Annotated in this window: 14 protein-coding genes and 1 pseudogene; 4 read left to right on the top strand and 11 right to left on the bottom strand. The window is 38.0% G+C overall.

Features of this window, described 5'->3' with window-relative positions; genetic code table 11:
* Positions 1-31: 31 nt before the first annotated feature.
* From FJR38_RS09070 to FJR38_RS09025, 10 genes are all read right to left on the bottom strand, one after another.
* Positions 32-460 (bottom strand): anti-sigma regulatory factor, encoded by a 429-nt coding sequence (locus FJR38_RS09070; RefSeq protein WP_168498367.1) that lies wholly within the window; start codon positions 458-460, stop codon positions 32-34.
* A gap of 3 nt (positions 461-463) precedes the next feature.
* Positions 464-2116, bottom strand: coding sequence for a SpoIIE family protein phosphatase (locus FJR38_RS09065; RefSeq protein WP_168498369.1), 1653 nt, complete (start codon positions 2114-2116; stop codon positions 464-466).
* A gap of 73 nt (positions 2117-2189) precedes the next feature.
* On the bottom strand, positions 2190-2909 hold the full coding sequence (locus FJR38_RS09060; RefSeq protein WP_168536604.1) for a response regulator transcription factor: 720 nt from the start codon (positions 2907-2909) through the stop codon (positions 2190-2192).
* 75 nt (positions 2910-2984) lie between these two features.
* Positions 2985-3968, bottom strand: a complete 984-nt coding sequence (locus FJR38_RS09055) for a hypothetical protein (protein WP_168536602.1) — start codon at positions 3966-3968, stop codon at positions 2985-2987.
* A 167-nt stretch (positions 3969-4135) separates the two neighbouring features.
* Positions 4136-5251, bottom strand: coding sequence for an LptF/LptG family permease (locus FJR38_RS09050; RefSeq protein WP_168536600.1), 1116 nt, complete (start codon positions 5249-5251; stop codon positions 4136-4138).
* A gap of 422 nt (positions 5252-5673) precedes the next feature.
* Complete coding sequence (lptB, locus tag FJR38_RS09045; protein ID WP_168498378.1) at positions 5674-6402, bottom strand: LPS export ABC transporter ATP-binding protein; 729 nt, start codon at positions 6400-6402, stop codon at positions 5674-5676.
* A 28-nt stretch (positions 6403-6430) separates the two neighbouring features.
* On the bottom strand, positions 6431-6922 hold the full coding sequence (locus tag FJR38_RS09040) for an LptA/OstA family protein (protein WP_168536598.1): 492 nt from the start codon (positions 6920-6922) through the stop codon (positions 6431-6433).
* A gap of 479 nt (positions 6923-7401) precedes the next feature.
* Complete coding sequence (locus FJR38_RS09035; RefSeq protein WP_168536596.1) at positions 7402-7794, bottom strand: DUF309 domain-containing protein; 393 nt, start codon at positions 7792-7794, stop codon at positions 7402-7404.
* Positions 7791-8156 carry a ferredoxin thioredoxin reductase catalytic beta subunit gene (locus FJR38_RS09030; protein WP_168536594.1) on the bottom strand — a complete coding sequence of 122 codons (366 nt, stop codon included), beginning with the start codon at positions 8154-8156 and terminating at the stop codon, positions 7791-7793. The genes FJR38_RS09035 and FJR38_RS09030 overlap by 4 nt, the downstream gene beginning before the upstream one ends.
* A gap of 71 nt (positions 8157-8227) precedes the next feature.
* Complete coding sequence (locus FJR38_RS09025) at positions 8228-9385, bottom strand: DUF58 domain-containing protein (RefSeq protein WP_168536592.1); 1158 nt, start codon at positions 9383-9385, stop codon at positions 8228-8230.
* 371 nt (positions 9386-9756) lie between these two features.
* On the opposite strand from FJR38_RS09025, the gene mtnA reads away from it, so the two are divergent.
* Positions 9757-10803, top strand: coding sequence for an S-methyl-5-thioribose-1-phosphate isomerase (gene mtnA, locus FJR38_RS09020; RefSeq protein WP_371418183.1), 1047 nt, complete (start codon positions 9757-9759; stop codon positions 10801-10803).
* Between the two features lie 81 nt (positions 10804-10884).
* Here mtnA and FJR38_RS09015 read toward each other — a convergent pair whose 3' ends face one another.
* Positions 10885-11778: an ABC transporter ATP-binding protein gene (locus tag FJR38_RS09015; RefSeq protein ID WP_168536590.1), complete on the bottom strand. Its 894-nt coding sequence runs from the start codon at positions 11776-11778 to the stop codon at positions 10885-10887.
* A 228-nt stretch (positions 11779-12006) separates the two neighbouring features.
* On the opposite strand from FJR38_RS09015, the gene FJR38_RS09010 reads away from it, so the two are divergent.
* The 3 genes and pseudogenes from FJR38_RS09010 to FJR38_RS09000 all read left to right on the top strand — a co-directional run.
* A complete protein-coding gene (locus FJR38_RS09010; protein ID WP_254449405.1) occupies positions 12007-12291 on the top strand; it encodes a glycosyltransferase in 285 nt (94 codons plus the stop codon).
* A 12-nt stretch (positions 12292-12303) separates the two neighbouring features.
* Positions 12304-13356, top strand: coding sequence for a glycosyltransferase family 1 protein (locus tag FJR38_RS09005; protein ID WP_168536588.1), 1053 nt, complete (start codon positions 12304-12306; stop codon positions 13354-13356).
* A 90-nt stretch (positions 13357-13446) separates the two neighbouring features.
* Positions 13447-13727 (top strand): annotated as a pseudogene (locus FJR38_RS09000) (hypothetical protein); the annotation flags it as partial.

Here is a 13727-nt window from a genome sequence, read left to right as displayed (position 1 = left end):
ATATAACAATTTATACTTATTTAGGAGATATTTAAGGTTTAGATAGTTCCGGGAGAGTCATTTCTAGTTTGAGACAGTTAGCCCCATTCACCTGCAATTGATATTCTACTTTATCCATCAATCGGTTCATAATTAACCAACCATAACCACCTTCTTGTTTTTCTGTGGGGTTGGGGGGAAAGTAAGTAGACATATCAAAGCCTTCACCATAATCCCAAATCTCGATAGATAAATCCCGGTCTTTTAGTTCTAAACGCAGTAAAATAGGTAAATTTGGCTTTTCCTTATGGGCATGACGGACAGCATTAGAGTATGCTTCTACCAAAGCTAATCTTAAACGACTTGATTGTTTTGTCCAATCAACAGATTCACCTAGCTGCACTTTTAAACATCCCAACAACCAGCCTTCAACAATATTAATGAAGCTAAGATCACTAGGAACATGGAGTTCGCTTTTCATTACCTATAAAACCTCCAGAGAGAGTATAGTTTGATCATCTTCTTGGACATAGTTATTGGCTTGAATCAGAGTTAATAAGTTATCAAGGCTAAGTGGCTGTGATTGTTTCGTAATTAGTTGCCATAAACCTTCTTGATTAAGCATATAACGATTTGTTGTCTTTAAATCGTCTATATTTTCCCATACAGTTGCTTCCGTAATTCCATCACTGGCCAGCAATAATGTATCTCCTGGAGCAAGAATCAAACGACCAGACTCTGCTTGCCATTTAGGTAATATCCCCAAGGGAATGCTGCGAACTTTCAGATAATGGGGAGCATCATTAAAACTTGCTTGTCGTGACCAAACCAAAGGATAAATATGCCCAGAATTAGCATAAACCAGTTCCTTTGTGCTTGGGTGATAACGTGCTAAAACCATCGTGATAAAATAATTACTACTGATTAAGTCATCACTGAGGGCAGAATTAAGATTCTGCATCATCACATTTGGCTCTGCTGGCACTTCTTGACATAGTTCCCGACGCAAGAGAGAAATCGTACTAGCCATAAATAAAGCCGCTGGAACACCCTTACCAGACACATCTCCCACTGCTAACCATAAATCACCATTAGGATGAATAAATACCTCAAAAAAGTCACCTCCTACCTCACGGGCTGGATAGCAGCAAGCTTGTATCCTCACTCCTGGCATTTCTGGTAAAGTTTGCCGTAACAGGTTATGTTGAATTTGGCGAGCTACTTCCAATTCCTGTCGCAGTTGTTGTTGTTTTTCTTGCAGACTTTGATAGAGTTTGGCCTGGGAAATGGCTAAAGCGGCTTGTTCAGCCACACCTGTAATTAGTTGAATATCTTCTTGATGCCAACCATGATCATTTCCTAATTTACAGATAGCCAGAATAGCTAGTAAGTGTTGCTGGTAAATGAGTGGGACTACTAAATAGTGACAAAGAATACCCTCATAGATATCTTCAGTTATTTGATAATGATGGGTTTGGAAAACTTCGGCAATTAACGCACTAGAATTGGGGACGAAACCGGATACTTCAGATTGAGGATTTTGATACAAAAATTGTTTTTGTGTTAGTAAATTATCTTCTACTGGGATGAGTAAACAATTATTAGCCGCAAATGTTTCTCCAATAGTAGCGACAATTTTTTGCAGCATATTCTCATAATCCAAGGATTCTCTAATTGCTGTTGTTAAAGCATTAAATAAAGATTCCCGTCGCAAAGCCCGAGATAATTCTGCTATCCTTTTTTTTACTAAGCGATATGTATCACTAGCTTGGCTAACTAATGCTTGAAGTTCGTTAGGATTCCAAGGTTTTGTAATGTATTTAAATACTCGACCGGAATTAATTGCATCTACTAAATCTTCTACATCAGTAAAACCAGTTAGCAAAATCCGAATTGTATCAGGAAAACGGTCTACAGTCAGACTTAACAACTCACTACCGTTCATATCTGGCATTCTTTGGTCGGAGATAATCACGGCCATTTCACCTTCTTGATCTAAGATAGCCAAAGCTTCACGAGCATTACTGGCTCTATAGACTTTAAAATCTCTCCAAAAAGTGCGATAGAGCAAATCCAAGTTATCTAGCTCGTCATCTACTACCATGAGCTTGAGCTTGTCTAACTTTTTATCAGTCATATTTGACTCAACTTTCCAAATACTTGAATGGCAAGATGCCTAAACTTAACAGTTATGAGTATTTAAATACAACTTATGCAACCAATCCAGAGCGTAAAGCCATAACGGCTGCTTGAGTACGGTCATCAGCACATAGTTTATTCATAATATTGCGAACGTGTGTTTTTACAGTGCCAATTGTAATATAAAGTTTCTGAGCGATCGCGGCATTACTACAACCCTCGACTATCAATTTTAACACTTCTAACTCTCTTTCTGTGAGAAGATAGGGCGTAATAGCTGATTGATTTTCAGTAAATTCTATCGTCGAACTTACCGCTGTTGTATCCATAAGTATAGAGTCTAATGGGTATGGATTTTGTTGGACTCGCTCTAAAATAATTCTGGCAATCATCGGATCAATCCAAGGATTACCACTAGCAGTTACCCGTACCGCTTCTAGTAAATTATCACAATTGATATCTTTCATACAGTAAGAATCTGCACCAGCATTAAAAGCCGCAATTACGGATTCTTTATTATCCTGCATTGTCAAGATTAATACTTTTATTTTTGGTTGATTATCATCAGTAGTTGTTTTAATCTTCCTAGTTAATTCAATGCCATCTTGATCTGGTAAACCTATATCAACGATCGCAATATCTGGCTGTATTGTTTTTAACAAAATTAGCCCCCTGCTGGCATTATTAGCTTCTCCAACTACTTCAATGTCACCTTTTTGCCGTAATGTAGTACAAATATTGAGACGAGTGAGTTCATGATCTTCAATGATCGCAATGCGAATTTTACTCATAGCTAAATGCTGCTAGATATTCAATAATATATAGCTTTTTGTTAATTAATTCCGTAATTACCAGAAATTGTCCCTTTAATTGCCATATCCAGACGGATACTGTCCTTGTATTGGCGCTGGAGATGAAAGATCAGAAGGTGTGGTTTGCAAAGGGGGTTGTATCCCATAACCACTATAGTTTCCATTTTCCAATGGGGTAGCCGGATTAACAACTACTGGATTCGTAGACTGAATAGGATAAGATACTCCAGATGTAGGTAATTCTCCAGGTTGTGAAGTCTGAATACTATTTATATTCGGGTAAACATTTAGTTGTTGATTTGTAAAAGTTGGTTGAATATATCCCACCCTATTGCTAGGACTGACAACTTGACCAGACAAGCTATTATTAATAGGTATTGACGTATTTATTCTATTGCTATAATTATTTGACTGTTGAATAGCAGTTGCTAAGGGGTTAACTAAAACAGAGTTTGCAGTTTGTGAAGTTTGATGATTAAATGAGGTAGTCGTTGATGTTGTTTCGGGTAATGTAGTTAAAGAATTAGTTCCTAAAAACTGATTATCAAAATTATTACCAGAAGAATATAATAGATTTTCAGCTTGAGTGACAAAGGAATTTTTCTCCATTGGCGGAGTTAAATTATTACCACTATTGTTAATACTTGGAGATTGAATATCTGCATTATTTTGTTTAATTACCTCCTCCAGAAATTTCCTATTTTCTTGGGTTTGATTACTTATTGGTAACTGAATATTATTTACCAAGGCATCAGCCTGATTAAAATCATTTAATAATACTGGTAAATTATCAATATCTGCGGCTATACTTTTATCTTCAGCAGACATTGTTGAATCTGATTCAATCACAATTTCCTCAGAAATTGCTTCGGAATTTGGCTTTTCACTCAGATTATCGGGTTTTAACCAGTATTCCCAACTAATTATCCCGACTAATAATAAGAACATACTGATTCCCCAAAAAGCCGGTTGTCGAAAAATGAATAACCTGGCTTTGAGGTAGCGTAAGTAAGCGGGAGGATAGTAACGGTGTGACATACTTAGGATTTTATATAACAGGTAATAGGTTGAGGACTGAAGATCAAGAGAAATATTCTCCATATTGTTCCAATTACCAATACTTCATCCCCAGCCTGTAATTTTATTCTAAGCTTTTATAGCAATTTAGTCATGAGGGATACAGTATTCTTGTTCAAAATTTTACATTATCGTTGTGCTACTTTAATTAATAAAAATAACCCTGTTACCAGTCCAAATAAATTGGGCAACCAAGCGCCAATTACAGGAGACAGTATACCAGCCTGTGCTAACGCTCCGGAGACAGATAGTAGTAAGTAATAACTAAAAATCACAATTACACTAATACCAAAACTTGTCCCTCTGCCAGTGCGTTGAGGTATACTGCCCATAACTGAGCCAACTAAGCCAAAAATTACGCAGACAAAGGGAAAGGCGATTTTTTGTTGAATTCGTACTTGTAGTTTGCGAATTTTTTGATCGTTACCACCCAGACGTTCTATTTCTAGTTGTTCTAGGGCTTGGGAAATATTCATTTCGCCATAGTCGCGGCTATTTTCGGCGAGGGTTAAGGGTGTACGGGGTAGTTGTAATTGCTGTTGTTCAAATCGTAAAATATTCCGATATGAGCTATCTGAAGCGACTAAATAGATAGTACCATTGTAAAAATCCCAGACTTGTTTTGACCCATTCCATTTAGCTGATTCGGCAACAACAATTTGATTAACTCCGCCTCGGGAACGGTCTATAATTGTTAAACCTTTCATTTCTTTGCCATCAAATTGGTCAGCATAAAATAAACGGGAAAGTATTTTGCTTTGGCTACCATCTGCTTGTTTAAATTCCCGATATTCAGGATAATAAATATTTTGTTGTTTAAAGGAAGGTTGGTCTGATTTGAGGGCTTTTGCTAGAGTAGTTGTGGCTTGATAATTGGCGGCGGGGGCAATTTGCTCATTAAATACATAAGTCATGAGAGTAACTGCAAAACTTAACACTACAGCAGTTAAAACCATGCGATAAACACTCACTCCACACGCCCGCAAAGCAATTAATTCACTTTCGCTAGAAAGGCGACTATAGGTCATTAAAGTAGCTAACAAAGTGGACATGGGAAAGGAGTAAACCATGACATAAGGTAGCTTTAATAGGAAAATCTCTAAGGCGATATTCAGTGGTAGTCCAGATTCTACAACCTTTCGCAATAATTCAAATAAACTATCAATTGCTAAAACTACAGAAGTAAATGCCCCAACGCCAAATAAAAATGGTGGAAGTAATTGGATTGCTAAATAGCGATCCATGATCGAAAAAGAAAAAAATGAAATGAAATAAGAGAATGGTTTAAGCTGTTTAGAAATCATGATATGAGAGGAGTCAGGAGTAAGAGTCAGGAGTTGTAAGGGCATATCCCTGACGGGACTGGAAGCATCAGCATTCGGAAAATAAACTTGGGAAAAACCGAGAATTTGTCGCCCGAATGCTTCGCCCCTACTGAGAAAAACCGATAATTGATTATCCGAATGCTGATGCTTCCAGCACGCTCCGCGAACGCCCGTACAGAAGTCAGAAAAAAAAGTAGAAAGAATTTAATATAACTTAGGGGTTAATTGTCGCAGGTAATAACTGCTGAAAAAAGCTACTTTCTTGATTTTTAATGATTAATTTTTAATCCCGTTCTGCGGTACTAAATAGTAATTTATAGTATTTTATAAAAATAATGAATTTAGGCAGAAAAGTTATCGCCTAAATAGAATTGTCGCACCAAAGGGTTATTGTAAAGTTCATCAGCAGTACCAAAAGCGAGAATTTGTCCTTCGCGCATAATATAACCACGATCTGTAATGGCCAGGGTTTCGCGGACATTGTGATCTGTGATGAGAATACCCATACCGCGATCGCGCAATTGACCGACAATTTCCTGAATCTCTGATACAGCAATAGGATCAACCCCTGCAAAAGGTTCATCTAAAAATAGGAATTTGGGTCCATCTTTACCTGCTGCTAAAGCCCTAGCTAATTCTGTCCGTCGTCGTTCCCCACCAGAAAGCTGAATACCCTTACTGTCACCAACTTTTTCTAAGCGAAATTCCCGCAATAAAGTATGTAATCGTTGTCCCCACTCCCAACGAGGAACGCGAGTTTGCTCAAATACCAAAAGAATATTTTCTCTAACTGAAAGGTGACGAAATACACTGGCTTCTTGGGCTAAATAGCCAATTCCTAATCTAGCCCTTTTGTGCATGGGAAAATTAGTAATATCAAAATTATCTAACCAAACTTTGCCATGATTAGGTTTTTCCAAACCTGTGGCAATATAAAATGTTGTCGTTTTCCCAGCCCCATTAGGACCGAGTAAACCGACAACTTCCCCCTGACTAACTGAAAGGCTAACGCGATTGACAATTAATCGCTTGCCGTAAGATTTGTGAATATTCTCTAAAACAATTTTCACTATGGGCGCTTTTATCAATGTGTAGATGTTAATTAGAACGCTTCAGGGCTGGGGTTTTTGGGGCTGGTGTCGTAGTTTGTCTAATCGCATTATCTTCTACCATGTATACAGATTCTACCTGACGGTTAGCTTGAGGTAAGGCGAGAAATTTCCCTTCGTCTATTAAATAAGTAACTTTTTCGGCACGAATACTATTATTACCCTGTTGCAAAATATAAACATTGCCGCTGAAGTCAATCCGTCGTTCTTTACTAAAGTATTGTGCTTGGGCAGATGTGGCTTGAATTTGCCTTGCTGGATACAGCATTTGTACATTACCGCGAGCCGTAATTACTTGAGATTTAGCATCATATTCTTGAATATCCGAGCGGATAGTCAAGGGACGATTTCCTGTAGATTGGGCTGTAGCGGTTTGTAATTGGGTAGGAAGGGTTACTGCTCCTACGAGGGAAATTGGTACTGCTAAGGCTAATAAAAAACGGTTTATCTGTGATTTTAGTAATTGATAGCGAGGTATCATAGCAATTAAAAATGAAAGACTTTTGCTGGTATTCTGATTGCTTAAAGGTAATCTGGACTAATTCCTAATTAATATAGGATAGCAACTAGCAATCATGGACGGTTTTTGCAAGTGTTTGGTTTCGCTATGAAAACATTTAGAGTGTTCCAAACAATAAATGAGCCAAAACCAGAGATTGCTTCATTCCGCTCTGCTCCATATGGCTAACGCCACGCTCCGCGAATGCAATGACAATTGGGCATTTTTTTTACTTGGAATACTCTTAGGGACTTCCAAGAAATAAATTATCCAGATTAACGAACCGCAGAGGCGCAGAGGACACAGAGGAATAAGGGTTTGAGTGGTCACTGAGCTTGCGATGCCCTGAGCGAAGCCGAAGGGTCGAAGTGAGATTTGTTACGTTAGGTGGTTGAGTGTTTTTTTATTTGGAAGTCCCTTAGTGAGTTGTAATTTTTAATTTCCCGCCAGCGTTGAGTGTGCTAATCCTTACTAAAGGAAATACTTGGTAAAAGCCGATCTTGATTTTGAGCCGACTCACTGGTTGCTATCGGTTCTAGGCTTTCTTGTTGTAGTGTTTTTAATAAATCTACACTTTGAGTAAATAATTCTTCTACATTAATACCACCGTAACTGGGTAAATAACGCCGGAGGCGATTGCTACCTTCTCCTAAAAGAATCATTGCTCCTCGCCAGTTACAATTACCCAGATGATATAGTCCTACAGCAATTTGGAGAATTCCTTGATAAAAAGTTTTATCTGGTTCAATGCTGTCAATCCAGAGTGCTTCTAGAATGTCATGACAAGCATAGAACTGTCCTGCATTGAACTGTTCTATACTTTGCCAAAACTCTTCCGGCATGATGTCGTTCATCCCATGCTGTCCCGAACTTCTTTAATCGTGTCGAGGGAGATTTCTTGTTTATCGCAAGAAAACTCATTGTCAGGAGTGAGGAATAGCATACAGTGACATTCTTTGCGTTCGCGCATGGGTACGCAAGGACAGTTCCAAAAGGCGGCACTAACTTCTGCTTCTTTATCTTCGTAGTGACGGCAAGGACATAAAGGCGCACCAAGTTCGTCTTTGTGTTTGGCTAGTCCTTCGATGACAACTGCGGTAACGGAGGGTTCAGAACAGAAGTATGTTCCAGTCCGCTTGGCGTATTGTTCGGAAAAATGCCGCATTGCTTCTAGATTTTTATCACTGGATTTTGAATTAACTTCTGATTTGACCATTGTGCCGCTCTTAAATTTTAATGTTTCCTTGCATTGTACATCAGGCTCAGTGTGAGAAATCAATTCAAAATTTAAAATGAACTGAGAGCTTTTTGTAACTGGGGTTGTAGTTCTTGTTCGTTTTGGATGATGATGCCGGGATAGTCTCGATTAATGACGGTTTCTGCTGGTGAAGCTGGATTTTGCCATAGTACCCAACGACTACCAAGGGGTAAGGAGGATGTGGTAAAGGAGTTTTGTGTCAGCCAAATTAAGGGACAGTAATCTGGTGGTAGTCCGTTTTTTTCGATGGGGTTGGTGGCTGCTAAGGTTTCTAGAACAGAGCGATCGCCTTTAATTACACCTGTAGCTGCTGTCCATATTTGCACTTGCAGTTTTTGCTTTTGGGCATAAAAATACAAGGATGCGGCAGCAATCACAGCTTGTTCAAATAGTTCTTGTTCCCACTTGAAGGAACTATCTATAGCGATAATAATTTCTTGTCCCCCGGTAATTACTTCTAATTCCCGCACTCGTAATTCTCCATAACGGGCGCTAGTCCGCCAATGAATTAACCGGGTAGGATCACCAATGCGATAGGGACGCAGCGATCGCACTAATCCCGTTGTTGCCATCTGTAAGGGTTTACCACGAGGATCTCCCCGTTGGCTTTCATCTTGTCCCATTTCATCAACTAAAGGGCAAGTAGTCAGGGGTAAGACGGTAGGATAAACTATGGCTCTAGCTTCACATTGACGGGGACGACGACACCAAAATAAACCCCAGGGCGCACCTGTGGCTAATTCTGCTGTGTGCCAGCGATAAACGCCTCGCTGTTGGGTAGGGTGATAATATATCCAGCGGGAACTATCTTGTGGTTGAATATTTTCAATGCCTTGTTGGACAGGTTGACCCAAAATAAATGGGATAATGTCTCTAACTTGTAATAAACTTGCAGGTTGTTTTCTGTGATTTTCAACTTCTATTTCAATTTTGAGGTCATCACCTGCGGTTACTGGTTCGATGGGACGACGTTTGACAATTATACCTGTAAGCGATCGCGGTGCAATAAAAGCTGATACCCCCAAAAGGGCAAAACTGACTCCACTAATAACGTACAACCAGCCAGCCATTGTATTAATCGCCGCACCTAAATAAGCTATGGAGATTCCCGTTAACACCCAACCGCCATAAGCAGGCGCAGCAGCATGAGTTTCTAGCCAATTGTTGATTTTTTTAGTAATTTTCATCTTTCTTTTTTAACTTAATTTGGGAAAGAGGGAATAGGTGATTGGTAATTGGTAATTGGTAATTGGTGATTGGTGATTGGTGATAAAATCTCAGTCTTAATCCTGTACATCCTTAAATCCTGGACATCCTGATTCTGACAATTTCTTTAACTAAGTAGGTGAGCAGAAAAATTTAAAGGTATGTGAAGAAAAGTAAAATCGCCCAAAACTCTCTTCCTGTTCCCTGTTCCCTGTTCCCTTGCCCCAACGACAATTTTTAACGCCAACCTACTTAGCAACTTACGTTAATAATGATTGAGGATTGCTATATATAAAAATTCCCTGTAATCTATTGCCACTAACAACTGACAACTGACAACCAACAACTGACAATTAACAACATGGTTTATCCCGTTATTTGGCAAAATAATTCAGTATCACTCATTGATCAAACTCGTCTACCTAATGAATATACAGTGGTGGAGATTCACCGCAGTGAAGATATGGCACAAGCCATTACAACAATGATTGTCAGAGGTGCGCCGGCGATTGGAGTAGCTGCGGCTTATGGGATGTATTTGGGTGCAAGGGAAATTGAAACGAGCGATCGCCAGGAGTTTTTAACTAAACTGGAAACAGTAGCTAATTTGTTGCGTTCTACTCGTCCAACTGCGGTAAATTTGTTTTGGGCAATTGGCAGAATGATGCAAACAGCCTATGAAACCGTGGGAACAGTTGCCGAAATTCAACAAACTCTTTTAGAAACTGCCCAAAAGATTAATGCGGAAGATTTGCAAACTTGTCAAGCTATAGGTGATCATGGTTTAGCAGCATTACCGAAAACCCCTGATAAACTAATTATACTTACTCATTGTAATGCTGGAGCTTTAGCAACCGCTGGATATGGAACAGCTTTAGGTGTAGTTCGTTCCGCTTGGAAAGAAGGACGTTTAGCCAGAGTATTTGCAGACGAAACTCGTCCTCGGTTGCAAGGTGCAAAACTCACTGCTTGGGAATGTGTACAAGAAGGGATTCCCGTCACAGTAATTACCGATAATATGGCCGCCCATTGCATGAAACAAGGTTTAATTGATGCTGTGGTTGTGGGTGCTGATAGAATTGCTGCTAATGGTGATACTGCCAATAAAATCGGAACTTACAGTTTAGCTATAGTTGCCAAAGCCCATAATATTCCTTTCTTTGTGGCTGCACCTTTATCTACAGTAGATTTTCAATTAGTTGATGGTAGTCAAATTCCCATTGAAGAACGTCATCCAGGAGAAATTTATCAAATTGGTGAAACTATCCTCACTCCTCCAGGAGTAGAATTTTATAACCCGGCTTTTGATGTTACACCTGCTAATTTAATCACAGCAATTATTACAGAAAATGGTGCTTTCTCTCCTGATGATTTATTAACTGCAAAAGGGAAAATATAGATAACTAGTCCGCCTTCGCGGACTCTTTGAACCCACGCAGGTAGGTTTAGCCGCGATTTACAATTGCCATCTGTTTCTTCTCTAATTACCTTGAGTTACTTCCACATAAATATGTTCTAATCTTACAGGTTGCCGGGAAATAGAATCAATTTGTATTCCTTCAAATCGGGAAATAATTTCTTGCAATTCTAGTATTTCTGGCAACCAAAAAGCCAAATCACTACCATAACGTCGTGGGATAAAACCATATTTTTCAGCTTGATTAATTGCGTCTTCTTCCTGCTTGGTTTGTATCACTACGATTTCTTGAGCAGGAATTAATTCTCTTAACTCCTTTAAACTTCCTTCTGCCAAGATTTTCCCATTTTTTAAAATCCCAATGCGATTACAAAGTCGTTCTGCTTCATCTAATAAATGGGTAGTTAATAAAACCGTTAATCCTTGATTTTTGAGATTTTTAATTAATTCCCAAACTTCATATCTGGCTTCAATATCCAAACCTGTTGTTGGTTCATCAAGAATTACTAATTGCGGTTGATGTACCAAAGCTACTGCAATATTTAAACGTCTCTGCATTCCCCCACTCAGGGTTTCTACAGGACTTTTGGCTCTATCTAATAAATTAACAGCTTTGAGACTTTCTATAACTTGTTGTTGACGGGTTTGACGATTTAAACCATAAATATCTGCAAAGAAATTGAGATTTTCTTCGCAGGAAAGAGTTTTATATAATAAATTTTCTTGGGGAGCAATGCCAATTAATTTTTTGGTTTTTTCAGAAACAGGTTGATTATTTAGAGTAATAGAACCGCTGTCAGCCGTGAGTAAATTACAAATAATATTAATTGTTGTCGTTTTTCCTGCTCCATTTGCTCCCAATAAACCGTAAATTTCTCCTCCGTCAATATGTAATGTCAAATCTTCGAGGACTTTTCTTGCTTTGTAAGCTTTGTTTAAATTTTTGATTTTCAGCATATTGATGATTCAGATATTTTTCATTTTGTCAACTTAAGTTTAACTGTCTGACAGAAGTCCTTGAATACTAGAGAGAACAAGCTTTGAGAGCATTTGCTTGCCAAATAACATTTTTTGCGCTATTACTTAAGAGTAATTACGCACTTGAGTGAGTTTTATAATAAACCCCAGAGAAATACGATCGCATTCCCAGCTAATTGAGTGATAACGTAGATATTACAAGGACTTATGGTTGATTTTACAGTGGTTATCTGTATCTACAACGGAGAAAAACTGATATTAGATGTCCTGGAAAAATTGCGATCGCAAGTTAAAACAGAAAAGCTAAATTGGGAAATTCTCATTATTGATAACAATAGCACTGATCAGACCGCGGAGGTAGTCCAAAAGCATATATCTAATTGGAGTGAAACCTATCCTCTAAAATATTATTTTAAAGCTGAACAGGGACTTGCTTTTGCTCGGAGATGGTTTCCTCCTGGTGTTTATAAATTTTTTGTAAATATTTTTTAACATAAACATAATATGCAGCTATTTCATCAAGGACTCAGAGAACTATTACGTATTAATCAACATTTATCTAATCATACAATCGGATTTGTCACCATAGAAAGACCGTTAACTAAATGGTTTATAAGATTCACCCAAGCCATTCCTAGTTATTCCGTCGGATTACAATTAAGACGTGAATATCGTCATTTTTCAATGGGATTACAAGCTTTATCTCTGAAAGATGTGGATAGTATTTATGTGATGGAAATCTATAATCAACATCTTTTAGCCCTGTTACCGATGTTAGCATCAACAGGAAAACAAGTATTTTTAGGTATTCACGGTAATCAATTATTTGCTCAAGAAAATAAAATCAAATATTGGGGTTTTCTTTATCTACAAAAATTTCTAGAAGCAAATCCTCAATTTAAGGTAGTGCTTTTAGAATTAGATGATGATTATATCAGAAATGATTTGAAATTCTCCCCAGCTTCTAAAATTGTGATTCCTCATCCTATAATTAGTGAAGTTACACCGAAATTACAGCCAAAAGAAAGATTAAAAGAAGATGATAAAATCAAAATCGGCATCATCGGAATTATTCGTCAAGATAAACCCATTAATAAGATTTTAGAAAAAATTAGAGCTTATGTTACTCAACATCCTCAGCAAATAGAATTAGTTATTGGTACACCCATTAAACAAAAACCTGAATATTTAGAAAACTGCTCAGATATTACTTTTATTGATACCACAAAAGATGAAGATTATCTTCATGCTTTACAACAATTAGATATTTTAGTCACCGATTTTGATCAAGAGCGTTATTATTATCGCGCTAGTGGTGTCATTAGTGATGCCGGTTCTTGTGGATGTTATATTATTGCTCCCAATTATCCAGTAATTCAGCATCAAATTACCTGGCCTATTGCTATCGGTTCATCCTATTCTAATTTAGATGATTTAGAGCAAGTTATCGAGGCAGCTATTATTCATATTCGAGAAAAAGGACAAGATAATCATTGGATTTGGAGAGAAAAAAGAAATGCCGAATATATTGCAAAATTGCTATTTTCTCAACCTTAATAGAGGATTACAATGTATCGGCTCAATAAGTAGGGGTAACAGAGGAAAATAAGTGCAACGAGGTACACACAGTGTCATAGAATGGGAGACATGACACAAAAAATTATTGAGAGTGACAAATCAATATCAGATTTACTGCAAACCATCGAGCCAAAAGGGATTGCAGACGAATCAATGCGTCATACAGTAGAGATATTACTAAACCTAATAGAGCAATTACAATTAAAAGTCAAAAGCTTAGAGTCAGAGAATCAACGGTTAAAAGATGAAAACAACCGATTGAAGGGAGAACAAGGTCAACCAGACATAAAAGCCAAGAACAAGAAAGGGTTTGAAAATAAGCACTCATCAGAACAAGAAAGAAAGACCCC

This window comes from Anabaena sp. UHCC 0253 (assembly GCF_009712085.1).
Classification (GTDB): Bacteria; Cyanobacteriota; Cyanobacteriia; order Cyanobacteriales; family Nostocaceae; genus Dolichospermum.
This window is presented reverse-complemented; position numbering and strand designations above follow the sequence as displayed.